Annotated in this window: 20 protein-coding genes; 10 read left to right on the forward strand and 10 right to left on the reverse strand. The window is 68.2% G+C overall.

Going from position 1 to position 23,572, the window contains the following annotated elements; all coding sequences use genetic code 11:
• Window positions 1-188 precede the first annotated feature (188 nt).
• Window positions 189-659 (reverse strand): DIP1984 family protein, encoded by a 471-nt coding sequence (locus tag ITJ49_RS05915; protein WP_055961000.1) that lies wholly within the window; start codon window positions 657-659, stop codon window positions 189-191.
• Window positions 660-713: 54 nt separating this feature from the next.
• Here ITJ49_RS05915 and ITJ49_RS05920 point away from each other — a divergent pair, with 54 nt between their 5' ends.
• Window positions 714-1,220 carry a DUF664 domain-containing protein gene (locus ITJ49_RS05920; protein WP_194602638.1) on the forward strand — a complete coding sequence of 169 codons (507 nt, stop codon included), beginning with the start codon at window positions 714-716 and terminating at the stop codon, window positions 1,218-1,220.
• A 151-nt stretch (window positions 1,221-1,371) separates the two neighbouring features.
• Here ITJ49_RS05920 and ITJ49_RS05925 read toward each other — a convergent pair whose 3' ends face one another.
• Both ITJ49_RS05925 and ITJ49_RS05930 read right to left on the reverse strand, forming a co-directional pair.
• Window positions 1,372-3,717 carry a DEAD/DEAH box helicase gene (locus tag ITJ49_RS05925; RefSeq protein WP_194602642.1) on the reverse strand — a complete coding sequence of 782 codons (2,346 nt, stop codon included), beginning with the start codon at window positions 3,715-3,717 and terminating at the stop codon, window positions 1,372-1,374.
• 260 nt (window positions 3,718-3,977) lie between these two features.
• Window positions 3,978-7,124, reverse strand: a complete 3,147-nt coding sequence (locus ITJ49_RS05930) for an efflux RND transporter permease subunit (RefSeq protein WP_194602645.1) — start codon at window positions 7,122-7,124, stop codon at window positions 3,978-3,980.
• 178 nt (window positions 7,125-7,302) lie between these two features.
• Between ITJ49_RS05930 and ITJ49_RS05935 the strand changes: the two genes are divergently transcribed.
• Window positions 7,303-9,519 carry an APC family permease gene (locus ITJ49_RS05935; RefSeq protein WP_228514074.1) on the forward strand — a complete coding sequence of 739 codons (2,217 nt, stop codon included), beginning with the start codon at window positions 7,303-7,305 and terminating at the stop codon, window positions 9,517-9,519.
• Here ITJ49_RS05935 and ITJ49_RS05940 read toward each other — a convergent pair.
• A complete protein-coding gene (locus ITJ49_RS05940) occupies window positions 9,516-10,652 on the reverse strand; it encodes an NAD(P)-binding domain-containing protein (RefSeq protein WP_194602651.1) in 1,137 nt (378 codons plus the stop codon). The two genes, ITJ49_RS05935 and ITJ49_RS05940, sit on opposite strands and share 4 nt — an antisense overlap.
• Window positions 10,653-10,836: 184 nt before the next feature.
• On the opposite strand from ITJ49_RS05940, the gene ITJ49_RS05945 reads away from it, so the two are divergent.
• Window positions 10,837-11,073 carry a DUF3073 domain-containing protein gene (locus ITJ49_RS05945; protein WP_194602654.1) on the forward strand — a complete coding sequence of 79 codons (237 nt, stop codon included), beginning with the start codon at window positions 10,837-10,839 and terminating at the stop codon, window positions 11,071-11,073.
• Window positions 11,074-11,153: 80 nt separating this feature from the next.
• Here ITJ49_RS05945 and ITJ49_RS05950 read toward each other — a convergent pair whose 3' ends face one another.
• Window positions 11,154-11,348, reverse strand: a complete 195-nt coding sequence (locus tag ITJ49_RS05950) for a hypothetical protein (protein WP_055961013.1) — start codon at window positions 11,346-11,348, stop codon at window positions 11,154-11,156.
• Window positions 11,349-11,611: 263 nt separating this feature from the next.
• Window positions 11,612-12,757: a phosphoribosylformylglycinamidine cyclo-ligase gene (purM, locus tag ITJ49_RS05955; protein WP_194602657.1), complete on the reverse strand. Its 1,146-nt coding sequence runs from the start codon at window positions 12,755-12,757 to the stop codon at window positions 11,612-11,614.
• A gap of 71 nt (window positions 12,758-12,828) precedes the next feature.
• Between purM and purF the strand changes: the two genes are divergently transcribed.
• From purF to ITJ49_RS05970, 3 genes are all read left to right on the forward strand, one after another.
• Entirely contained in the window at window positions 12,829-14,292 is a 1,464-nt protein-coding gene (gene purF / locus ITJ49_RS05960) for an amidophosphoribosyltransferase (protein ID WP_194602924.1), read from the forward strand.
• An 86-nt stretch (window positions 14,293-14,378) separates the two neighbouring features.
• Complete coding sequence (locus ITJ49_RS05965) at window positions 14,379-15,212, forward strand: ABC transporter ATP-binding protein (protein ID WP_194602661.1); 834 nt, start codon at window positions 14,379-14,381, stop codon at window positions 15,210-15,212.
• Window positions 15,194-16,765: a transporter gene (locus ITJ49_RS05970; protein WP_194602664.1), complete on the forward strand. Its 1,572-nt coding sequence runs from the start codon at window positions 15,194-15,196 to the stop codon at window positions 16,763-16,765. Before ITJ49_RS05965 ends, ITJ49_RS05970 begins: the two co-directional genes overlap by 19 nt.
• 41 nt (window positions 16,766-16,806) lie before the next feature.
• Here the strand turns inward: ITJ49_RS05970 and ITJ49_RS05975 are convergent, their stop codons facing one another.
• Window positions 16,807-17,172 (reverse strand): hypothetical protein, encoded by a 366-nt coding sequence (locus ITJ49_RS05975; RefSeq protein WP_123940832.1) that lies wholly within the window; start codon window positions 17,170-17,172, stop codon window positions 16,807-16,809.
• A gap of 76 nt (window positions 17,173-17,248) precedes the next feature.
• A complete protein-coding gene (locus tag ITJ49_RS05980; protein WP_194602668.1) occupies window positions 17,249-17,626 on the reverse strand; it encodes a sterol carrier family protein in 378 nt (125 codons plus the stop codon).
• A 19-nt stretch (window positions 17,627-17,645) separates the two neighbouring features.
• Here ITJ49_RS05980 and purD point away from each other — a divergent pair, with 19 nt between their 5' ends.
• The 4 genes from purD (at window position 17,646) to ITJ49_RS06000 (ending at window position 21,208) form a co-directional block, all read left to right on the forward strand.
• Window positions 17,646-18,947 (forward strand): phosphoribosylamine--glycine ligase, encoded by a 1,302-nt coding sequence (purD, locus tag ITJ49_RS05985; RefSeq protein ID WP_194602671.1) that lies wholly within the window; start codon window positions 17,646-17,648, stop codon window positions 18,945-18,947.
• A complete protein-coding gene (locus tag ITJ49_RS05990) occupies window positions 18,944-19,852 on the forward strand; it encodes a phosphoribosylaminoimidazolesuccinocarboxamide synthase (protein WP_194602674.1) in 909 nt (302 codons plus the stop codon). Before purD ends, ITJ49_RS05990 begins: the two co-directional genes overlap by 4 nt.
• A gap of 88 nt (window positions 19,853-19,940) precedes the next feature.
• Entirely contained in the window at window positions 19,941-20,435 is a 495-nt protein-coding gene (locus ITJ49_RS05995; protein ID WP_370544387.1) for a GNAT family N-acetyltransferase, read from the forward strand.
• A 170-nt stretch (window positions 20,436-20,605) separates the two neighbouring features.
• A complete protein-coding gene (locus ITJ49_RS06000) occupies window positions 20,606-21,208 on the forward strand; it encodes a GNAT family N-acetyltransferase (RefSeq protein WP_194602679.1) in 603 nt (200 codons plus the stop codon).
• A 266-nt stretch (window positions 21,209-21,474) separates the two neighbouring features.
• Here the strand turns inward: ITJ49_RS06000 and ITJ49_RS06005 are convergent, their stop codons facing one another.
• Complete coding sequence (locus ITJ49_RS06005) at window positions 21,475-22,980, reverse strand: catalase (protein WP_194602682.1); 1,506 nt, start codon at window positions 22,978-22,980, stop codon at window positions 21,475-21,477.
• A complete protein-coding gene (locus ITJ49_RS06010) occupies window positions 22,973-23,479 on the reverse strand; it encodes a Fur family transcriptional regulator (RefSeq protein ID WP_194602685.1) in 507 nt (168 codons plus the stop codon). Before ITJ49_RS06010 ends, ITJ49_RS06005 begins: the two co-directional genes overlap by 8 nt.
• Window positions 23,480-23,572: the final 93 nt, after the last annotated feature.

Raw genomic sequence — 23,572 nt, forward strand, 5'->3', positions numbered from 1 at the left:
ATGAGGTGTGACTGCTGCGAGGTCACCTGTGATGGGTGCTGGGCTGAGGTGTGAGCGCCTTGCGGCCGCCCGCGGCCCCTCGCGGATGCAGTGGGACGAATTGACCGTCGTCCCGTCGGCTGCGTGCTCGCTCCGGCGGATGCCTACCGACTCACCGCTCGTGCTGTCGCTGTTCTCAGCGCTGTCTCTCAGTCGGCCAGATCGGCCTCCCAGTTCGCCTGCTGGATGATCACGTCGAGCTGCCGCAGACGGCGAGCGACGTCGTCGGCCTGCTGGCGGACGGCCGCGGTCGGAAGAGCCGAGAGCTGGCGGAGTTCGCTCCGAAGCTGCCGATAGCCCGCGAACTCGCCCATGCCGGCCGAGGCGTCGGCCGCCTGCACGAGGATCGAATGCCGACTGCGGAGGGCGTCTCGGTGGGCCAGCGCCTCGGTCATGGTGCGTCCGTCGTCGAGCATCGTCGTCGAGTTGGTCAGGTTAACCGCGACGACCAACTGCTCGAGGGCCTCCTGAAGGGAGATGACCTCGGCGAGAAGCGCCTCGGCGTTCTCCCCCGGCTCTTCGCCCTCCTGGTAGCGGGCATTGGCGATCACGCGGGAGCGCAACTGCTCGATGCGCTTCTGCAGATCACCTCGGTTGATCAGGGCTTCAGCCAGCTTCATGTCTGAATCCTGGCACGCCGCACGCCGGCTGGCGCCTGGTCGTAGCGTGGAGTCATGACTCCGTCCGACCTTCTCATCGAATCGTTCTCCAGGATCCCCGCCCTCGTCGATCGCGCCACCGACGGTCTCGATCCCCAGCAGCTCGCTGCCCGGCCCGCGCCCGGCACGAACACGATCGCCTGGCTCGCGTGGCACACGGCCCGCGGGCAGGATGCCCAGATCGCCGCCCTCTCCGGGTCGGAGGAGGTCTGGACGGCCGACGGCTGGTATGGCCGATTCGAGCTGCCGTTCGGCCCCGACGAGATGGGCTACGGCATGAGTGCGGGCGATGTGACGCGAGTCGTCGCCACCGCGGATCTCCTCAGCGGGTACCTCGAGGCGGTCACGGCGGCGACCGTCGACTACCTCGGCACCGTCTCGGGCGACGATCTCGACGACGTGGTCGACGAGTCGTGGGATCCGCCGGTCACGCGCGGCGCCCGCCTTGTGAGCATCGTGAACGACTGCCTGCAGCATGCCGGGCAGGCGAACTATGCCCGTGGGATCCTCGACCGTCTCTAGCGACGCGCGTGGCTGAACCCGCACAGACGGCGTAAACACCTGCCCTAGGGCTGGTGTTTACGCCGTCTGTGCGGGCTTATGCGGGGAGGAGCCGACCCAGAGGGTCACGGCCAGCGACGCAGGCGAGGCCGGAGGAGCCGACCCGGAGGATTCAGACCCCGGATAGCTGGTCGATCAGGCGATCGCCGGGGCGAGCCTCGACCATTTCGGCCGTGATCTCAGCGCGGTCGAGCAGCTCCTCCATGCGGCGGCGGCGAGCACGCGTGATCAGCGTCACGACGGTGCCCTCCTTGCCCGCGCGACCGGTGCGGCCGGAGCGGTGCATGTAGGTCTTGTACTCGTCGGGGGCGTCGGCCTGGATGACCAGCTCGATGTCGTCGACGTGAATGCCTCGGGCTGCGACGTCGGTGGCGACGAGCACGTTGACACGGCCCGAGGTGAGCAGCTGCAGGTTGCGCGTTCGGCGCGACTGGTTCAGGTCGCCGTGGAGGCTGGTCGACGCGATTCCGGCGTCTTCGAGCTGGTCGGCGAGCTGCTCGGCGAAAGCGCGCGTGCGGGCGAAGACGAGGGTCTTGCCCTTACCCTGCGCGAGCTGCTCGATGATCGCACCCTTGTCGCGCTGGTCGATCAGCAGCACGCGGTGATCGATGGTGGCGGACGCCTGGTCTTCGCCGGCGACCTCGTGGACGGCCGGGTCGGTCAGGAACTCGTCGACCAGCTTGGCGACACCCTTGTCGAGGGTGGCGCTGAAGAGGAGCTTCTGCGCACGGGCACCGTGACGAGTGACCGCCGCGGTCTCGCGAAGGATGCGCTGAACCGGCTCGAGGAACCCGAGGTCGCACATGTGGTCGGCCTCGTCGAGCACCGTGACGGTGACCTCGCTGAGGTCGAGGCGACCCTGCTCGATGAGGTCTTCGATCCGCCCAGGGGTGCCGATGACGATGTCGACGCCGCGCTGCAGGGAGTGCACCTGACGCTGCTGCGGCACGCCGCCGTAGATCTGGGTGGTGAAGAGTCCGACGGAGCGCGCGATGGGCTGCACGGTGTCGTCGATCTGCATGGCGAGCTCGCGGGTCGGGGCGAGGATCAGCGCGCGGGGCTTGCGGCCCATCTTGCGATCCTTGGCTCCGCCGTGCTCGAGCAGCTTCTCGGCGAGAGGTGCCCCGAAGGCGATGGTCTTGCCGGATCCGGTGCGGCCACGCCCGAGGACGTCCTTGCCCGCGATCACGTCGGGGATCGTCGCCGCCTGGATCGGGAACGGCGAGGGAGCACCCATCGCGATCAGCTGACGGGTGAGGTTGTCGCCGAGGCCCAGGTCGCCCCAGGTCTTGCCCGCGACGTCACCGGCGGTGACGACCTCGGCCTGAAGCTTCTCGAGCTTGACGTCGTCTTCGGGAGTGAAGTGCGAGTCGCGCTTCGGGTAGTAGTCGCTCGAGCGGCTCGGGCGGTCGTCGCCGTCGAAGGAGCGAGCGGGGCGCTCGGTGCGGTCGAAGGAGCGAGCCGGACGCTCGGTGCGGTCGCTGCGGTCGAACGAGCGCGGAGCGCGGTCGTCACGAGCCGGACGGCTGTCGCGATCGAACGAACGAGCAGGACGGCCGTTGCGGTCGTTGCGGTCGAACGAACGCGGAGCGCGGTCGTCACGGGCCGGACGGTCGTCACGGGCCGGACGGCTGTCACGATCGAACGAACGAGCAGGACGGCTGTCCCGATCGAACGAGCGGGCAGGACGGTCGTTGCGGTCGAACGAACGCGGGGCACGGTCGTCACGAGCGGGGCGGTCGCCACGGTCGTTCGAGCGGGGCGCACGGTCGTCGCGAGCAGGGCGGCCCTGGCCGTAGTCGTCGCGCTTCTTGAAGGGGGCGCGGTCTTCGCGGCCCGGGCGTCCACCCTCGGGGCGGTCGTAGCTGCGGGCGGGGCGGTCGCCGCGGTCGAACGAACGCGGGGCGCGGTCGTCACGGGCGGGGCGGTCGCTGCGGTCGTACGAGCGACCACCGCGGTCATCGCGAGCCGGGCGGCCGCCACCGAAGCGGTCGTCACGCGACGGACGGTCGTCGCGAGCCGGTCGGTCGTCACGCGAGGGGCGGCCGCCGCCAAAGCGGTCGTTCCGGTCGAAGCGGTCGCCGCCACGCGCACCGTTGCGGGCGTCGCGGTCGTCACGGGCTCCGCCGCCGAAGCGGGGGTTGGAGCCGCCGGTCTTGCGGGGCTCCCAGTTGGGGCGTCCGGCCGAAGCGTCGCGACCGGCACCGCGGGAGTCTCGAGCCGAGCCGCCGCGGGTACCGGCGTCACGAGCGGAACCGCCGCGAGCACCGCCGTCACGGGCACCAGCGTCGCGACCGCCGGAGCGGCCCTCGGCGCGAGCAGCGCGCTCGGGGGCATCCCAGCGCTTCTTGGCGGGCCCACCCTCGGCCTCGGCACGGAAGCCGCGGTGCTTGGGGCTCTTCGAGCCGGGACGCTCGCCCTTGGGGCGTGACGATGCAGATTTGTCGTAAGGAGACATGGTTCTTCCTGGGTTCTACGTAATGACGCGAAGAATTCACCCGGGCAGTCATTGGCCAGGGACCGTTCACATACATGTGATTGTTCGCAACGCGATTCGCTGCGATTCCGGCCCCTGAGACATACAAACCCAACCGCCAGTGCTGTTAGAGCAGCACAGTGCGGTGTCTCGAGCCGACCCACACACACTACGCGAGTGGTGACGAAGATGCGAGGGCAGGATCCGCGACCGCCGCTCGTATCGGATCCTCGTCTCTGTCGCTACGCCGCCACGCGCTCCCGGCGGTCCGCTCGTCGCTCCAGCCACGAATAGATCAGCGAGTAGAGCACCGGCAGCACGATAAGGGTCAGAACGGTCGACGAGACGAGCCCACCGATGACGATCAGCGCGAGCGGCTGCGAGATGAACGATCCGTGCCCGGTGAGCCCGATCGCGAGCGGGGTGAGGGCGAAGATCGTGGCGAGGGCGGTCATCAGGATTGGGCGAAGACGCCGCGACGTGCCCTCCACGAGAGCCTCGTGCACCCGGAGCCCCCGACGGCGGTACTGGTTGACGAGGTCGATGAGCACGATGGCGTTCGTCACCACGATTCCGACGAGCATCAGGAATCCGATCACCGACGGAACGCCGAGGGGCACCTTCGCGATCAGCTGCAGCAGGATCGCCCCGGTGGCGGCAAAGGGGATCGACACCAGAAGGAGCACTGGCTGCAGCAAGCTCTTGAACGCGGCCACCATGACGATGTAGACGATCAGAATCGCGATGAGGATCGCGATGCCGAGGTCGGTAAAGGCGGTGCCCTGTTGGGCGGTCACACCGCCGATCGCGGCGGTAGCTCCCTTCGGCAGGTCGACTCCGGCGAGCGCACCGGTCACCTGCGAGTTGGCGGCCGACAGGTTGTCGGACGACGGCGTGATCGTGATCGTCGCGCTGCGAACGGCGTTCTCGGTCGTGATCGACGTCGGCCCCTCGGTCTGCGAGACCGTGGCGATCGTCGAGAGGGGAACGGTGCCGGTCGACGTCGGGATCTCGACGTCTTTGAGCGAGGCAAGCGTCTTCGGCGGGTCGGTCGGAATCGTGTAGATGTCGACAGTGGAGTCGTTGATCTCGAGAGAGCCGACCTGGAACGGCTGCACGGCCTGTGAGACGATGCCTCCGACATCGAGCTCAGAGAGCCCGTACGAGGCTGCCTTGGCGCGGTTCACCTCGACGCCGATGAGCGGCTGGGCGGCCGAGAGGTTGGTCGACGCTCCCGCTGTGGCGGGCAGTCCCTTCATCGCCTTCAGCACGCGGTCGGACGCCTTCGCGAGCGTCGAAGCGTCGTTCGAGGTGACGTTCACCTCGATGTCGCTCGAGGAGCCGAGGCCGCTCGAGGCCTCCACCGAGATGTCTCCGGCGTCGCTCAGCGCGTCGAGCCGGTCGCGGACGGTCGCCGTCAGGGCATCCTGGTCGGCGTTCTCGTCGGTGGTGATCTGGTACGTGACCGTGCTGCCGCCGGTTCCGCCGAAGAAGGCGGCGAGCGAGTTTCCGCTGGAGCCGATCGTGAGCTGCACCGTCTCGACCCCGTCGGTCGAGTCGAGGGCCTTCTCGACCTTCTCGGCCTGGTCGGACTGCACGGCGAGGCTCGACGCGGCCGGAAGCACCTGCGTGACAGTGAGGGTGTTCTGACCCGAGGATCCGAGGAAGTTCGTGGTCAAGAGAGTCGCGGCCCCACCCGACCCGGCCAAGATGACGAGAGCGGCCACGACGGTGATCCACGGGTGACGGAGGGTCGCCAGCAGGATCGGCCGATACACGCGGTGAAGGCGGTCGGCCGGCTCCGGGTCGATGCGGGTCGCGCCGGGCGCTCTGGGTGCGGTCGACGGAGTCGTTGCGGGCACCGCGGCTGCCTCGGCCCCGACCTCGTGCTTGTGCACCTTCGGCGCGCGCATGAACCAGTAGCCGAGCACGGGGACGATCGTCAGCGACACGAAGAGCGAGGCGGCGAGCGCAATCACGACGGTCAGCGCGAAGGGCCGGAAGAGCTCGCCCGTGACGTCCTGGACGAAGGCGAGCGGAAGGAACACGACGACGGTCGTGATCGTCGAGGCCGTGACGGCACCGGCGACCTCGCGAACAGCCTCGGTGATGGCCGTGATCCGGTCGACTCCTGGAACCAGGTGCCGCTTGATGTTCTCGGTGACGACGATGGAGTCGTCCACCACGCGCCCGATGGCGATCGTCAGGGCACCGAGCGTGAGGATGTTGAGCGTGTAGTTCGATGCGAGCAGCCCGATGAACGTGATCAAGACGCTGGTGGGGATGCTGATGGCGGTGACGAGCGTCGACCGGAGGGACAGCAGGAAGACGAGGATCACGACGACCGCGAAGAGGAGGCCGAGAAGCCCCTCGGTCGAGAGGCTTTCGATCGACTGCGTGATGAACGGGGCCTGGTCGAAAACCACCTCGATCTTGACGCCGTCCGACAGGTTCGACTCGAGAGACGAAATCTGATCGCGGATCGTGCTCGAGACGCTGACCGTGTTCGCCTCGAGGGTCTTCGTCACCGCGATCGTCAGGGCGTCCTTGCCGTTGACGCGAGAGATCGACGTCACCGGGGCGCTGGTCAGCTTCACGGTGGCCACGTCGGCGATGTCGGTCGCTTCGACCTGACCGGTGAGAGCGTTCTTCGCCCCGACCAGCGGCAGCTTCTTCACCTGAGCGACCGAGGTGAGGCGCGCGCCCGACTGGATCGAGAGGGTCTTGCCGTTCTGGGTGATCTGGCCACCGGGCAGGAGAGTGCCGTTGTCGTCCAGGGCGTCCTTGATGGCCGCCGTCGAGAGCCCGACCGCCTGGAGCTTCTCCTGATCCGGCTCGATGGTGACGCGCTGCCCGGCATCGCCGTAGACCGAGGCCTGCCGCACACCGTCGAGTTTCTGCAGGGCCGGGACCGTGATGTTGGTCAGGTCGTCGACGAGCTTCTGCTTGTCGGCGGGCCCGCCGGTCACGGCGAGCTGCACGACCGGGAGGTCGTCGAGGCTGCCCGAGACCACCTGGGTGTCGACGCTGTCGGGAAGCGAGACGGTGTCGATCGCCTGCTGAATCTTCTCCTCGGTGGCGGGCAGGTCGGTGCCGTAGTCGAACTCGGCCGAGATGTTGCTCTCGGAGGTCTGCGACGTCGCAGTGGTCGACTTCAGGCCGGGGATCACCTGGATCGCCTTCTCGATCGGAGCCGAGACGCTGTCGTTCACGACCTGCGGAGAGGCTCCAGGGTACGAGGAGACGATCGCGACCTGGGGGAACTGGATGTCGGGAATCAACTCCTGCTTGAGCGAAGTCAGCGCGTAGCCGCCGAAGATCGCCACCACGATGGTGATGAGAGCGATCAGCGCGCGGTTGCGCAGGCTGAAGACAGAAAGAAGATGCACGAAGGCTCCACCCGATGACCCGAAGAAACAGACAGTTTTCTTATGCAACACCAGCCGCACTGGGGGGCGGCTGTGCCTCGCTCGGACTCAAGACAGTGAGCTGACTGGGAGGGACCCGAGAACTGGGAGAATAGAGCGTGTCGCGCTGGTGTTGACAGTCGATTGCACGCGATTAGGCTTGCGGCTCGTGAGTAACGACGTTCGGTCTCCCAAGCGCTGGCTGATCGGCGAGCCCCTCTCCTCCGAGAAGCTCGAGGGGCAGCTCCTTCCCAAGCACCTCGCGCTCCCCATCTTCGCGAGCGACCCGCTGAGTTCCGTGGCCTACGCGCCGCAGGAACTTCTGATGATTCTGCTGATCGGCGGGCTGGGGTTCCTCACTCTCGCGCCGGGCGTCGCGGCGGCCGTCGTGATCCTTCTGATCGTCGTCGTCCTCTCGTACCGGCAGCTCATCAAGGCGTATCCGTCTGGCGGCGGCGACTACGAGGTCGCTCGCAAGAACCTGGGTGAGAAGCCCGGCCTCATCGTCGCGTCGGCCCTGCTCGTCGACTACGTCATGACCGTGGCCGTCTCGGTCGCTTCGGGCGTCGACAACATCATCTCGGCGCTGCCCGAGCTGAACGGCATCCGCGTCGAGATGGCGATCTTCTTCGTGATCCTGCTCGCCGCCGTGAACCTTCGCGGTGTCCGCGAATCCGGCAAAGCGTTCGCGGTGCCGACCTACCTCTTCATCACCAGCGTGTTCGTGATGATCATCGTGGCCCTCGTGCGCACGGCGATGGGCGATGCACCAGTCGCCGAGAGCGCCGGCTACACCGTGCAGGGCGATAACGTGGCCCACGCGGCGTTCGTCCTTCTCCTCCTCCGCGCTTTCGCCTCCGGCTGCTCGGCTCTCACCGGCGTCGAGGCGATCGCCAACGGCGTGCCCGCCTTCCGGCTCCCCAAGGTCAAGAACGCGCAGAAGACCCTGGTGCTCATGGGTGGCATCGCGATCGTGCTGTTCGCCGGGCTCGTCTCGGTGGCACTCATCTCGAAGGTGCACTACGCCGAGCGCGCCTGCGACCTGATCGGCATGGCGAACTGCGCGACGACTCCGCAGCCGAGCCTGATCTCGCAGGTGGCGAGCGCGGTCTTCGGCCCGGGCAGCATCGCCTTCTACGTGATCCAAGCCGTCACGGCGGCCGTGCTGCTTCTCGCCGCGAACACGGCCTTCAACGGCTTCCCGCTCCTCGGCTCCATCCTCGCGCGCGACACGTACGCCCCCAAGGCGCTCAACAGCCGCGGCGACCGACTCATCTACTCGAACGGCGTCATCGTGCTCGCGGTCATCGCGAGCGTAATTCTGCTCATCTTCCGGGCGAACGTCACTCAGCTGATCCAGCTGTACATCATCGGCGTCTTCGTGTCGTTCACACTCGGCCAGACCGGCATGGTGCGCCACTGGCTGCGGCTCCTGCGCGATCCCGCGACCGTCGACCGGGGTCAGATCAAGCGCTCGCTGACGATCAACCTGATCGGCGCGATCATGACGTTCACGGTGCTCGTGGTCGTCACCATCACGAAATTCACACACGGCGCCTGGATCGTGTTCGTCGTGATGCCGATCCTGTTCACCCTCATGCTCGGCGTCAACCGCTACTACCGCGACGTCGACGTCGAGGTGGAGGTCGACGAGACCACGACCTTCGGCGCATCGGGCGACCACGCGATCGTGCTGGTCGGCAAGATGCAGAAGCCCGTGCTCAAGGCGATCGACTACGCGATTGCGGCCCGGCACGACACCCTGGAGGCCATCCACGTCGCCGTCGACCACGAGTCGACCGACCGCCTGCAGAAGCAGTGGGACGACATGAACATCGACGTCCCGCTCATCATCATCCCGTCGCCCTACCGCGACGTAGCCGTGCCCGTGATCAAGTACATCAAGGCGCACCGCGAAGAATTCGGCGCCGAGGTCGTCACCGTCTACACCCCGATCTACATCGTCGGGCACTGGTGGGAGTCGCTGCTTCACAACCACAGAAGCCGAAGGATCCGCCAGAAGCTCATGCTCGCCCACGGCGTCACGGTGGCGCTCGTGCCGTGGCTCCTCGACTCGTCCGAGTTGCTCTACGGCCGTCGCTCGCGGGTCTTCCCGGGCCAGGACCGCTCCGGAGAGCCGCGCCGCCCGGTGAAACCCGTGCCGCGGAGCATGCACGCCGATGCGGCCTCGGCGAAGATCGCCCAGGCGGAGGCCGAGAAGGCCATGGCCGCCGCGAACGCCGCTGCGCCGAAGCACGACCAGCACGGCGGTACCACCACGAAGTCGCGCCGCAAGGCTGCTGCCGCCCGGTCGACGGCCCGCAACAGCGCGTCGGCGCCCTCGAAGAAGTCGCAGGACGACCCGCCGCGTCGCTAGCGCGAGCGAGACAGAGCCAGCAGCACCTGTCGCGCGATGACCCGCCCGGCCCGGTTGGCCCCGATCGTCGACGCCTGCGGCCCGTAGCCCGCGAAGAACACCCGCCGATCCACCGTCGAGACACCCCGCTCGACGGCCACGCCGCCCTGGGCGCTCCGCAGGCCGAGGGGTGCGAGATGCCGCAGCTCGGGCCGGAACCCGGTCGCCCAGATGATCGCGTCGGCCGGGGCGAAGGATTCGTCGCCCCACCGCACTCCGTCTTTCTCGATCGAGGCGAACATCGGCCGATCGACCAGCACCCCACGGTCGATGCCCGCCCGATTGCGACGAGTCATGGGCACCCCGGTGCCGCTCACGATGCTTGGGAGTGCGAGCCCCCGCTTCGCCGCCTCGTCCTGCTCGCCGACCGCGGCGAGCCCCATCTCGACTCCGAGCTCCTGCTGGTCGAACCACTCGACCGGCCGCCTCGTCGCCCAGGTCGTCGTCGCGCCCGCCCTCTCGAGCTCCAGGAGGAATCCGATGGCGCTCGTTCCCCCGCCCACGACCACGACGTCTTGCCCGGTGAACTCGTCGGCGGAGACGTACTCGGCGGTGGTCAGCTGTCGCCCGGCGAAGTCGTCGCGACCGGGGTAGTACGGGCGGAAGGGCGACCCCCACGTCCCCGTGGCGTTGACCACGATCTCGGTGGTGAGGGTCTCGGTCTCGTCGGAAGACCTGGATCCTGAAGCGTGCGCGAGCTCGACGACGAGGTCGCCGTCGCCCGACTCGTCGACCCGGCGGACTTCGAACGGGCGGCGCACACGGAGGTCGTAGTACCGCTCGTAGCGGTCGTAGTAGTCGGAGACGATGTCGCGCGCCGGCACGCTCCGGTCGGCGGTGTCGAAACTGAGGCCGAGGTCGGCGAGGCCGGGGAGGTCGTTGACCTTGTGGGCGGTGCCGAGACGGAGTGCTCTCCAGCGGAACTGCCAGGCTCCCCCAGTGCTGGGGCCGCGGTCGACGACGACGAAGTCGGAGCCCGGTACGAGACCGAACCGGCGGAGGTAGTAGGCGACCGAAAGTCCGGCCTGACCGGCACCGATGATGACGACCCTGGTTCGCGGAGCGGCAGACGGGGCTCCTGATGCGACAACCATGCGTCCATTCTGGCCGTAGCTCGACTCGGGGTCGTGCCGTGCAGGCACATGCTAAGGTTGCGGTTAGTTTTGCACCATTTACCTGTCGGTAGTTCCCGGGCTCGGTGGTGATTCCAGTCGAGGCGCGCTTCGATTTGAGTCGCATCTGCAGTCAACCGGAACCAGAATCACGAGGGGGTCTCGCATGGGGCGTGGCCGTCAAAAAGCCAAGCACACCAAGGTTGCCCGCGAGCTGAAGTACTTCAGCCCGGACACCAACTACGGTGCGCTCGAAAAAGAGCTCTCCAGCCCGCACGGCGACGACAATAACGTCGACAAGTGGGCCGACGAGGTAGAAGAAGACGACACCGACGATCAGTACGTCGATAAGTACGCCGACGATTTCGTCGAGCACGACGAGCCGCAGCACAAGTCGGCCTGAGCGCTCGCTCGGCGAACCTCACAGCGAAATGCCGCTTCCTCCGGGAGGCGGCATTCGTCATTCGAGATGCGGGCGACGGCTCAATGGAATGCGGCCGTCACCGCGGGCATGAGGGCCAGGGCGATAACAAAGAGTCCGCCAGCCGCCGTGAACGCAGCGGTCCGACGCCCACCGGTGATCGCGGTGAATGTCTGCGCCGGGGCCTCGTCGGGCACCTCGACGGTGCGGACGACGACCTCGTGATCGATGACGGTGACTGTGCGGGTGAAAGACATCGGGTGGTCCTCTGGGGTGATGTGGCGTCATTGCCGTGCCGCTCATCGTTGAGCAACCATCACAGAGTACGACCAAATCGCCCGTTTGTCCCGCGAAATGCGGACTCCGCTGTTCCCGACCTGTGCCCCGCCGGTCCTCCGTTTAGGCGGCTGCGCTCGTCGGGCCAGCGAGATGGCCTGAACTTCAGTATCCGGCGGAGCCGACCGACGATTCGGCCATCTGGCGCGCCCCGACCCGCGAGGCTCGGCGACCGCCGCTCGGCTCAGCCCGCGTAGGCCCCGACGAGCCGCACGGCCCCGCCGTCGACGCCCTTGGCGCCCTGCTCGAAGCCGCTGAGGTCGCGGATGCCGACCGACACGGCACCGACCTGCCAGGTGCGGATTCCGCTCGCTTCGAGGTGGGCAGCGACCGCGGCTGCGGAGTCGCGCGCGACGACGGCGATCATGCCGATGCCGAGGTTCCAGGTGCCTTCGCTCGACTCGAGGGTCGACCCGGCGATGTCGCTCAGCACGCGGAACACCGGGGCCGGCGACCAGGAGCCGCGGTCGACCTCGGTCCAGGAACCGACCGGCAGCACTCGAGCGAGGTTGGCGGCGATCCCGCCTCCGGTCACGTGGCTTAGCGCATGGACGCTCCCCCTGAGCGACGGCTCGTCGAGCACGGCCAGCAGGGGCGACGTGTAGAGGCGCGTGGGCTCGAGGAGCACCTCGCCGATCACGCCGCCGAGGTCGTCGTTCGAGTCGCTGTAGCCGAGGTCGGCCGAGCGCAGGATGTGGCGCACGAGCGAGAAGCCGTTGGAGTGGAGGCCGGACGACTCCAGCGCGAGCACCACGTCGCCCTCCTCGACGAGGTGCGGCCCGAGCTGGGAGCCCGACTCGACCGCTCCCACCGCAGCCCCCGCGACGTCGTAGTCGTCGGGCCCGAGCAGGCCGGGATGCTCAGCGGTCTCGCCGCCGACGAGGGCCGTGCCGGTCGCCGAGCACCCGCGGGCGATACCGGCGACGATGTCGGCGATGCGCGACGGGACGACCTTGCCGCAGGCGATGTAGTCGGTCATGAAAAGGGGCTTGGCGCCGACCACCACGATGTCGTCGACGACCATGCCGACGAGGTCTTGGCCGATGGTGTCGTGCTTGTCGAGCGCCTGCGCGATGGCGACCTTCGTGCCGACTCCGTCGGTGCTGGTGGCGAGCAGCGGGCGGTCGAAGCTCTTGAGGAACGAGACGTCGAAGAGGCCCGCGAAACCGCCGACCCCGCCCATCACGTTGGTGGTGTGCGTGGCCGAGACGGCCGACTTCATCAACTCGACGGCGAGGTCACCGGCGGCGGTGTCGACTCCGGCCGCGGCATACGAACTCGAGGCGGACGCAGCGGAGCTCGAGACGTTCGAGGCGGCGGAGTTGGTCAATTCTCGTTCCAATCGCAGGCATGACAGACTGTCTGGGTAAGCCCAACTCTACGGTCTGGAGCCAGCTGCGCATGTGCGGCATCGTCGGTCTCGTCGCGCACGAGCCAGCAAATCAACTCGTCTACGACGCCCTCCTCCTGCTTCAGCACCGGGGGCAAGACTCGACCGGAATCGCTACCGCAGAAGGCAGCATTTTCCACGTCTCGAAAACCCGCGGCCAGGTTCGCGAGGGCTTCCGCACCCGCGACATGCGGGGTCTCCTCGGCAACATGGGCATCGGCCACGTGCGCTACGCGACCAAGGGCGCCGCGTCGAACGAGCAGGAGGCGCAGCCGTTCTACGTGAACGCGCCCTACGGCATCACGCTCATTCACAACGGCAACCTCACCAACACGCGTGAGCTGACGAGCGAGCTGTTCCACATCGACCGTCGCCACCTCAACACGAACAGCGACACCGAGCTCCTGGTGAACGTGCTCGCGCACGAGCTTCAGGAGCAGGTCAACGGCCACGAGCTCGATCCCGAGCAGGTCTTCGCCGCCGTGACGCGCGTGCATGACCGCGTGGAGGGCTCGTACGCCGCCATCGCGATGATCGCCGGCCACGGCCTCCTCGCCTTCCGCGACCCGTTCGGTATCCGCCCGCTGATCCTCGGCAAGCGCCAGGCTCTGAACGGCAGCGGTCGCATGGAGTGGATCGTCGCCTCCGAGAGTCTCGTGCTCGAGTCGGCCGGCTACGAGATCGTCCGCGACGTCGCTCCCGGCGAGGCCATCTTCGTGACGCTCGACGGAGAGATGGTCTCGAAGCAGTGCCACTCGCACCCCCGGCTCGTGCCCTGCTCGTTCGAGTACGTCTACCTGGCCCGCCCCGACTCGGTGATGAACGGCATCTCGGTCTACGACGCCCGCCTTCGCCTCGGCGACAAGCTGGCCGACACGGTCGCGAAGTACGCCCCGACGGGCAACATCGACGTAGTCATGCCGATCCCCGACTCGTCGCGCCCGGCCGCCTCCCAGGTCGCGCAGAAGCTCGGCATCGAATACCGCGAGGGCTTCTACAAGAACCGCTACATCGGCCGCACCTTCATCATGCCGGGGCAGGCGGAGCGCAAGCGCTCGGTCCGTCAGAAGCTCAATGCGATGGGCTCCGAGTTCAAGGGCAAGAACATCCTGATCGTCGACGACTCGATCGTGCGCGGCACCACCTCGCGCGAGATCGTCGAGATGGCACGGGCCGCCGGCGCCAATGAGGTCACATTCACCTCGGCCGCGCCTCCCGTGCGATTCCCTCACGTCTATGGCATCAACATGCCGACACGGCAGGAGCTGATCGCGCACGATCGCAAGATCCCCGAGATCGCCAAGGTGCTTGGCGCCGACCACCTCATCTACCAAGAGGTCGAAGACATGCGCGCCGCGATCACCGAGGGGTCGAACGTCACCGACCTCGAGATGAGCTGCTTCACGGGCGACTACGTCACCGGCTCGGTCACCCCCGAATACCTGGCGTGGGTCGAGGCGAACCAGCTCAGCTGAGCCCGGCACGCACCGCCCCCGCCCGGGCGGCACCCCCTGTTTCACCCCGTGGTGAGACCGGACGGGTGCGTAGGCTGATCGGCACCATGTCTGATGCTCCTCCACCCGACCCCGCGATGCGTCTGCTCGACTCGGTAGCGCCGAGTCGGCCGAGCGACGAAACGGGCGCCCCGGCGCTTGGCATTCGCGGCCTGGCCAAGCGGTTCGGCGAAAAGGTCGCGGTGCAGGGTCTCGATCTGGAGGTTCCCGCCGGATCCTTCTTCGGGCTCGTCGGCCCGAACGGCGCAGGAAAGACCACGACGCTCTCGATGGCGACGGGCCTGCTGCGCCCCGATGCGGGAGAGATCAGGATCCTGGGCACCGATGTGTGGGCTGATCCCACTGCGGCCAAGCGCCTCGTCGGGGTCCTCAGCGACGGGATCGCCCTCTTCGACCGTCTCAGCGGCGAGCAGCTCATCACCTATCACGGCCTGCTCAACGGCATGGACCGCGAGACAGTGAAGACGCGCACCCGCGACCTGCTCGACCTGCTCGACATGAACGAGGCGGCCGGCAAGCTCGTCGTCGACTACTCGGCCGGCATGACGAAGAAGATCGCTCTCGCCACGGCTCTGGTGCACGCACCGCGACTGCTGGTGCTCGACGAGCCGTTCGAGTCAGTCGATCCGGTCTCGGCCGCCAACATCCGTGACATCCTGCACGGCTACGTCGAGTCGGGCGGCACTGTGATCGTGTCGAGCCACGCGATGGACATGGTGCAGCGCATGTGCGACCACGTGGCCATCATCGCCTCCGGGCGAGTGCTGACCTCGGGCACCGTCGACGAGGTCCGCGGCGGGCGAGACCTCGAAGACGTCTTCGTCGATCTCGTCGGCGGTCGCCACCACACGAGGGGGCCGGAGTGGTTGCGCACCTCCTGAGCCTCCGGCTGCTGGTGCTGCGCAACACCCTGGCTCGGAGCCCCTGGCAGCTGGTCGCCGTCATCGCCGGAGGCATCTACGGCGTCGGGATTCTGGCCGTGGTGTTCGCCGGCCTCGTCTTTCTCGGTTCGGCCCCGGTCGGCCTGATCAAGACGATCGTCGTGCTCGCAGGGTCGGCGACCCTTCTCGGCTGGGCGATCGTGCCGTTGCTCGCGTCGGGGATCGACCAGACGCTGAGCGTCGCGCGCCTCAAGATCTTCCCGCTCGCTCCCACCCGCCTGGTGGCCGCCCTGGCCGTCTGCGGTCTGCTCGGCATCCCCGGCGCGGTGACGCTCCTGGCGGGCCTCTTCACGGCCGCCACCTGGTGGCGCCAGCCGGGGATCGCCCTCGTCGCCCTCCTGGTGGCGACGCTCGCCGTGCTGACCTGCGTCTGCGCGTCACGGATGATCGAGTCGCTCAACGCGGGCCTCTCCGCCCACCGGCGGTACCGCGAGATTTCGGGGATCCTGCTGCTCATTCCGCTGCTCCTGCTCGGCCCAGCCATCACCGTGCTCGCCCAGGGGCTCCGGGGCGCTGCAGCGACGCTGCCCGTCTTGGCGGAGGGGCTCAGCTGGAGCCCGCTCGGTGCCGCCTGGTCGGTCCCCTCCGACATCGCCCTCGGCCATCCCGGAGCCGCCGCTCTGAAACTGCTCATCGCGCTCGCCACCCTCGCGATCGTCGTCGTCGTCTGGCGCCGCAGCCTCGCGACCGCACTCGTCTCGACCCAGCAGCCGGCCTCGAAGAGCGCGGCCGCGGGCGACATCGGTCTCTTCGCCCGCCTCCCGGCCACCCCCACCGGCGCCGTTGCGGCCCGAGCCCTGACCTACTGGATCCGCGACCCCCGCTACAGCCGGCAGTTGATCCTGATCCCGATCTTCCCGATCCTGCTCTTCGTCAACAGCCGCACGCTCGATCTGCCGGGCCTCGTGACCGCCTCGGGTCCGGTCGTCGCGGTGCTCGTCTCGCTGTCGATCTTCACCGACCTGTCGTACGACTCCACCGCCTTCGCGGCGCACCTGTCGGCCGGGTTGCCCGGCCGCGCCGATCGCGCCGGGCGCGTGATCGCCGTCTCCTCGTTCGCAGTGCCCATCGTCGTCGCGATCACGGTCGGATCGGTGGCGGTCGCGGGATCCTGGTCGTCTCTGCCGGCCTTGCTCGGCCTGTCGATCGGGATGCTCCTCACCGGGCTGGGTCTCTCGAGCGTGTCGTCGGCGCGGATCGTGCTGCCGGTTCCCGCGCCCGGCGACAGCCCCTTCGCTGCGAAGACCGGGGCCGGGTTCACCACGTCGGTGACCACGTTCGCGACCTGGGGCGTTCTGCTGCTGCTCTCGCTGCCCGAGATCGTGCTGACGGTGGTCGCCGGAGCCACGGGCAGCGCCCTGCTCGGCGCGATCACACTGGTGGTCGGGCTGGGGCTCGGCGCGACCCTGCTCGTCAACGGAGTGCGAATCGGCGGCCGCGAGCTCGATCGGCGCGGGCCCGACCTGCTGGCCCGCCTCCGCGTCCAGCGCTAATCGTCAGCCCACTCGGGGCTGAGGAGGTGCTGCCCGACTGACTATTCGAGTTCGCCGTCGACCGGCTGATCGGCCTCGTCGGGCTCGGGTGTCTCGACGACCGTCCGCTCCCCTTCGACCGAACGACCGCGGCGCGACAGGATCGCGTCGAGGATGACGGCGACGATCGCTCCGACCAGAGCGCCGATCGCGATGCCATAGAGCACGAAGTAGCCGAAGACCTGCGCGAACGGCGTCTGGTCGTCACCGGGTGCAGCCACAACGGCGATCAGCGTGACGACGACGCCCACGACGATTCCGCCGAAGATGAAGACCGGGTATTTCGGCGCTCGCCGCACTCGCACCTCGTCGCGGGTCGCGCTGACCTGCGGCTCGGGCTGCGGAAGATCGTCGGGTGCCGTACTCACGACACCATTCTCTCAGGAACAGCCGCGCTTCCCGACCCGGCGAGCTTCGCTTCGAGAGAGCCGAGGATCCCACGGCTCACTCGGCTGACCCACCCCACGCGATGGGAAGGTATCCGACGAGGTCGGCCCGGCTGCCGGACGCCGACACGAGCGCGCGGTCGACCGCGTCCTCCCATCGGAGTCGCCCGTCGGCGAGCGCCAGAAAGGTCTGCGCGTCGGTCTCGACGACGTTCGGCGGGGTGCCGCGCGTGTGGCTCAGCCCCTCGCGAAACTGCACGGCCCCGAACGGAGGAACCCGCACCTCGACCGTCGCTCCCGGCTCGCGGTCGCCGAGTAGCTGCAGCAGATACCGGACCGCCGTGGCGGTCGTCGGCCTCACGGCTTCGGTGCCCTCCTCGAGTGCCGTGCGGACGGCTGCCCGCCCTGTGGAGGGATCGATTCTCGCTTTGGCCATACTCGATAAGGTATCCCCCGTGCGAATCCTCGTCCTCGGCTCCGGTGCTCGTGAGCACGCCATCGTCACCGCTCTTCTCCGTGAGGGGGCGGGTCGAGACGGCAGCGCCGCTTCGGCGACACCGCCGCACCATATCGTCTCCGCGCCCGGCAACGCCGGTCTAGCCCACGACGTCGAGACCGTCCAGCTCGACGCGACCAACGGCAAGGTTGTCACCGAGTACGCCCTCGAAAACGACATCGAGCTGGTCGTCATCGGCCCGGAGGCACCCCTGGTCGCCGGTGTCGCCGACGAGTTGCGTGCCCACAGCATTCCCGTGTTCGGCCCCGGCAAGAGGGCTGCTGCCCTCGAAGGCAGCAAGACCTTCGCGAAGCGGATCATGGACGAAGCGCGAGTTCCGACCGGTCGCGCCGTTCGCACGGGCAACCTGGCCGAAGCGACCGCGGCGATCGACGAGTTCGGCGCCCCCTACGTCGTCAAGGCCGACGGCCTCGCCGCCGGCAAGGGGGTGCTGGTCACCACCGAGCGCGACGCGGCCCTCGAGCACGCCACCTACTGGCTGCAGCACGGCTCAGTGCTCGTCGAAGAGTTCCTTGACGGGCAAGAGGTCTCGCTCTTCCTGATCTCCGACGGCCACACCGTGCTCCCGCTGAGCCCCGCCCAAGACTTCAAGCGCCTCCTCGACGGCGACGCCGGCCCCAACACCGGCGGCATGGGCGCTTACTCGCCGTTGCCCTGGCTCGCCGACCGCTTCGGCAGCGAGGCCGACTTCGTCGCCGAGGTGATCGAGACGATTGCTCTCCCCACGGTTCGGCAGCTCGCCAAAGAGGGCACGCCGTTCATCGGTCTTCTCTACGCCGGGCTGATCCTCACCGAGCAGGGCATCCGCGTCATCGAGTTCAATGCCCGGTTCGGCGACCCCGAGACGCAGGTCGTCCTCCCCCGGCTCACATCACCGCTCAGCGACCTGCTCCTCGCCGCGGCAACCGGCTCGCTCTCGCAGCATGCTGCACCGACCTTCGCGACCGACGTCGCCGTCACGGTCGTCCTCGCCAGCGAGGGCTACCCCGAGTCTCCGCAGACCGGTCGCGCCCTCACCGGCCTCGACGAAGCGCTCGCCGTGCCGGGCGTCAGCATCGCCCACGCCGCGACGGCCCGCCTCGACGACACCCTCGTCGCCACCGGTGGCCGGGTGCTCAGCGTCGTCGGCGCCGGCGCCGACTTCACCGAGGCCCGCGCCCGCGCCTACGAGGCGCTCGGTCGAATCGGCCTCGAGGGCGGCCATTACCGCCGCGACATCGCCGCGAAGGTCGCCGAGTGACCACCGCCGCGCCGACCCCCGCCTCGGGCGATCTGCCCGGCTGGCGCCACTTCTACTCGGGCAAGGTGCGCGACCTCTACGTGCCGCTGGGCGCGACCGACCTCAGCGACGCCCCGGCCGTGCTCGTCGTCGCGAGCGATCGCGTGAGCGCCTTCGACCACCTGCTCGAGCCCGGCATCCCCGACAAAGGCGCCCTGCTCACGCGTCTGAGCCGGTGGTGGTTCGAGCGGTTGCCCGTCGCCAACCACCTCCTGTCGAGCGGCAGCGTCGCGGATCCTGCGGTTCCGGCCGTTCCGGCCTCGGTGGCCGACCGGTCGATGCTGGTGAAGTCGCTCGACATGTTCCCGATCGAGTGCGTCGTGCGCGGCTACCTCGTGGGCAGCGGGTGGCTCGAATACCAGGAGTCCGGCACCGTCTGCGGTATCCCGTTGCCCGCCGGCCTCGCATCGGGCGACCGCCTGCCCGAGCCGATCTACACGCCCGCGTTCAAAGCCGAGCTGGGCGACCACGACGAGAACATCACGTTCGAGCGCACCGTCGAACTGGTCGGCGAGGCCACCGCGACGGCCCTCCGCGACCTCTCGCTGTCGATCTTCCGGGCGGCGTCCGAGATCGCCGAGGAGCGCGGCGTGATCCTCGCCGACACCAAGTTCGAGTTCGGCGCCGACCGTGTCACCGGCGAGATCACTCTCGCCGACGAGGTGCTCACCAGCGACTCCAGCCGCTACTGGGATCGCCACACCTACGACGGCGGTAACCGCACTGACAGCTTCGACAAGCAGATCGTGCGCAACTGGCTTCTCGACAACTGGAACAAAGAGGGCACCCCGCCCATGCTCCCGGCCGAGGTCGTCGAGCAGACGGCGGGTCGATACCGCGAGCTGCTCGAACGCCTCACCTCCTGATCACTGATTCGGCCGTGGCCGAGCGGCAATCCATGAATCTGGATGGACCTGATTAACGATCGGAGCGAAGAAGATGCAGAATGTTCCGGTGACGAACGCAACTGCGACGGACATCCAGATTCAGGATCGCCCGTGGACCGACCCCGAAGGCGCACACCTCCGCTGCGAGCAGCGGGCTGAGATCGCCATCCGCTACGGCACCGACGATTCCGAGCCGGGCGTCAAGCCCACGGCCGACGACATCGCCGAGTTCGTCGTCGCGACGATCGACGGCAAGCCGGTCGCGTGCGGGGGCCTCCGCGAGCTCCACGACGAAGACGGCGTGGCCCCGGCCGGGGATGCCGAGATCAAGCGCATGTTCGTCCGCTCGAACAGTCGCGGCGGCGGGGCAGCCGTCACCGTGCTCCAGGCCCTCGAATCCCGCGCCGTGGCTCGCGGCTGGAGCCGCCTGGTGCTCGAGACGGGCAGCGCACAGCCCGACGCGATCCGCTTCTACGAGCGTGAGGGCTACACGCGCATCCCCAACTTCGGCCACTACGTCGGGCACCGCGACTCGATCTGCTTCGGCAAGACGCTCTCCTAGCAGCACCAGGATCCGCCGCCCGACGTCTCGCGGACACCGGGCCCTGCCGCGGCACGTCGCCGAGTCCGCACAGCGTCGGCTAGAGGTCTGTGCTGGCTAGAGGTCTGTGTCGGCCAGAGGTCTGTGCCGGCTGGAGGTCGGTGCCCGCTATCGGTGAGTACGGTGAGCCCATGACCTACCAAGCTGACGCCGACTCCCCCGCCGACGACGGCCCCACCCACCCCATCTTCACGACCGTGGCCGAGGGCGACCTCACCCTCGACGACCACGAGGCGATCACCGCGACCCTCGCGCGGGCGTTCCCGTCATACGATCACTGGTACCAGGGCGCGCGGAGCTGGGCCGGAATGCAACCCGAGCTGCGAGTCATCGCCCGTGCTGGCGACGTCGTCGTCGCCCACGCCGGCATCCGACGCCAATTCGTGACCGTCGGCGATGTCGACCAGCTCGTCGGTGCCGTCGGGATGGTGGCCGTCTCGCCGATCCTGCAGGGAACCGGCCTCGGCACCGGCCTGCTCTCGTACGTCGACGACGCACTCAGCGGGCTCGGCGTTCCCTTCGGCCTGCTCGAGACCGGCGAAGCAGTGCAAGGTTTCTACCGCCGCCACGGATGGGAACCCCTCGACGGAGTGACCGGCCACTACAACGCCCTCACCGCCGACGGAGCATCCACCCTGGTGAGTCAGGACGAAGGCTGGCTGATCCGCCCCCGCGGCGCCGACCGCGAGGCCTGGCCCGACGGCGACATCCGCTGGAACGGCCAGATGGTCTGAATCTATTTGGCGCGACGCGGGTCGCGGGCGCGGACCTCCGACAAGCTCCGGCCATCCGCGCCTGCGACCCGCGCCGCACCGCTTCCTCTTGGCGCGACGCGGGTCGCGGTGCCGGACCTCCGACAAGCTCCGGCCGTTCGGCACTGCGACCCGCGCGGCGCCGGCCGCGCAAAGCCAAACCCTCGCGGGCGGCGACCGAGGTGGCCCTGGGACCACCTCGGACGCCGAACGCGAGGGTTTTGTGATGCTGAGGCCGAAAGGCCCTACTACTGCGAGATGCCGACGGCAGCCGGATCCTCGTTCGAACCGGGAGCCTCGGGCGAGACACCGGCGCGAACGCGAGCCCCGAGATCGGGGTCAACCGACGTCCAGTAAGCGAACACGCGCTCGAGCAGGTCGGGGCGCGTGACCTTCGACACGTGGCCGACGATGTTGCCGACCATGCGCTCACGAGCGGCGTCGTCGAGAACCTCGCGGTACAGGGTGCCGGCCTGGCCGAAGTCATCGTCTTCGGGGTGCAGCGTGGCGGCCGTGCGGGTCAGGAGCCCGTCGGACTCCCAGCCCGAGTCGTCACCGTGCGCCTCGGGCGACGCGTGTGCGCCACCGACCGAGTTGGGTGCGTAGACCGGGGTCGTCGCCGACGAGAAGTGGTAGCGGGCGCCACCGTCTTTCGAGTAGTCGTTGACCTCGGTGTGCGGCATGTTCACCGGCAGCTGCGCGTGGTTGGTGCCCACGCGGTAGCGGTGAGCGTCGGCGTAGCTGAAGATGCGGGCGAGCAGCATCTTGTCGGGGCTGGCGGCGATCCCGGGCACGAAGTTCGAGGGGGCGAAGGTGGCCTGCTCGATCTGCGCGAAGTAGTTCTCGGGGTTGCGGTTGAGTTCCATGGTGCCAACCTCGATCAGCGGGTAGTCGCTGTGCGGCCACACCTTCGTCAGGTCGAACGGGTTGAAGCGGTACGAGGCCGCGTCGTCGTAGGGCATGACCTGCACCGACAGCTTCCAGGTCGGGAAGTCGCCGCGCTCGAGTGCCTCGGAGAGGTCGCGGATGTGGAAGTCGGCGTCTTCACCGGCGATACGGTCGGCGTCGTCCTGCGTGAGAATCTCGTTGCCCTGGTCGCTCTTGAAGTGGTACTTGACCCAGAACTTCTCGCCCGAGGCGCTGATCCACTGGTAGGTGTGCGACCCGAAGCCGTCCATCATGCGCCACGAGGCCGGGAGGCCGCGGTCGCCCATGAGCCAGGTGACCTGGTGGGCCGACTCGGGCGAGAGAGTCCAGAAGTCCCACTGCATGTTGTGGTCGCGGAGGTGCGAGCCCGGAAGGCGCTTCTGCGAGTGGATGAAGTCGGGGAACTTAATGCCGTCGCGGATGAAGAAGACGGGCGTGTTGTTGCCCACGAGGTCGTAGTTGCCCTCGTCGGTGTAGAACTTCAGCGCGAAGCCGCGGGGGTCGCGCCAGGTGTCGGGCGAACCCTGCTCACCGGCGACGGTAGAGAAGCGAGCGAGCATCTCGGTGGTCGCACCGGGCTGGAACAGCGAGGCGCGGGTGTACTTCGACACGTCGTTCGTCACGGTGAACGTTCCGAACGCGCCGCCGCCTTTGGCGTGGACGATGCGCTCGGGCACCTTCTCGCGGTTGAACTGCGCGAGCTTCTCGACGAGGTAGACGTCGTGAAGCGCAATGGGGCCGTCGGCGCCGACGCTCTGCGAGTGCTCGTCGCTGGCGACGGGCGCCCCGGCCTGAGTTGTCGTGTGGTTGTGCAATTGGTCAGTCATGAGACTCCTTGCTGATCGAGATGGACGAAAGAGAAAGTTCAGGATCCGACGGCTCGGCCGCGCCAGCGGCCCCGTCGAGCTCGGAGGCTCGGCACTCGGGGCACAGCCCCCAGAAGGTCACCTCCGCGGTGGTCACCGTGTAGCCCGAGGTCGACGACGGGGCGAGGCACGGCGCTTCGCCGACCACGCAGTCGACGTCGGCGATCGCTCCGCAGATGGAGCAGACGACGTGGTGGTGATTGTCTCCGGTGCGGAGCTCGTAGCGAGCGGGCGAGCCAGCCGGCTCGATCCGCCGGAGGATGCCGATGCCGGTGAGGGCAGCGAGCACTCCGTATGTCGCCTGGAGGCTAGTGCCGGGGAGCCGGGCGGCCACGCGAGTGAAGACCTCGTCGGCCGTCGCGTGCGAGTGGTCGATCAGCGCTTCGATCGCGGCGACACGGGGTGCCGTGACGCGGAGGCCCGCGTCTCGGATCCTGGTGCTCGCCTCGAGTGAAGTCATGCGACAAGTGAACCACTTGTTTTGAGTGATTCAAAATAAGCGAGGAGTCCTCGCGGTGGGCGCATACTTGTCAGCGCCCGCCTCACCGATTGG

The sequence above is a fragment of the Frondihabitans sp. VKM Ac-2883 genome, from assembly GCF_015350875.1.
Taxonomy (GTDB): Bacteria; Actinomycetota; Actinomycetes; order Actinomycetales; family Microbacteriaceae; genus Frondihabitans.

Excerpts from the sequence above, each read along its gene's own strand:
- ITJ49_RS05940 (WP_194602651.1), bottom strand. The coding sequence starts at position 10,652 with ATGGTTGTCGCATCAGGAGCCCCGTCTGCCGCTCCGCGAACCAGGGTC.
- ITJ49_RS05980 (WP_194602668.1), bottom strand. The coding sequence starts at position 17,626 with ATGGCCAAAGCGAGAATCGATCCCTCCACAGGGCGGGCAGCCGTCCGC.
- ITJ49_RS05965 (WP_194602661.1), top strand. The coding sequence starts at position 14,379 with ATGTCTGATGCTCCTCCACCCGACCCCGCGATGCGTCTGCTCGACTCG.
- purF (WP_194602924.1), top strand. The coding sequence starts at position 12,829 with ATGTGCGGCATCGTCGGTCTCGTCGCGCACGAGCCAGCAAATCAACTC.
- ITJ49_RS05945 (WP_194602654.1), top strand. The coding sequence starts at position 10,837 with ATGGGGCGTGGCCGTCAAAAAGCCAAGCACACCAAGGTTGCCCGCGAG.
- ITJ49_RS05920 (WP_194602638.1), top strand. The coding sequence starts at position 714 with ATGACTCCGTCCGACCTTCTCATCGAATCGTTCTCCAGGATCCCCGCC.
- ITJ49_RS05925 (WP_194602642.1), bottom strand. The coding sequence starts at position 3,717 with ATGTCTCCTTACGACAAATCTGCATCGTCACGCCCCAAGGGCGAGCGT.
- ITJ49_RS06000 (WP_194602679.1), top strand. The coding sequence starts at position 20,606 with ATGACCTACCAAGCTGACGCCGACTCCCCCGCCGACGACGGCCCCACC.
- ITJ49_RS06005 (WP_194602682.1), bottom strand. The coding sequence starts at position 22,980 with ATGACTGACCAATTGCACAACCACACGACAACTCAGGCCGGGGCGCCC.
- ITJ49_RS05915 (WP_055961000.1), bottom strand. The coding sequence starts at position 659 with ATGAAGCTGGCTGAAGCCCTGATCAACCGAGGTGATCTGCAGAAGCGC.
- ITJ49_RS06010 (WP_194602685.1), bottom strand. The coding sequence starts at position 23,479 with ATGACTTCACTCGAGGCGAGCACCAGGATCCGAGACGCGGGCCTCCGC.
- ITJ49_RS05950 (WP_055961013.1), bottom strand. The coding sequence starts at position 11,348 with ATGTCTTTCACCCGCACAGTCACCGTCATCGATCACGAGGTCGTCGTC.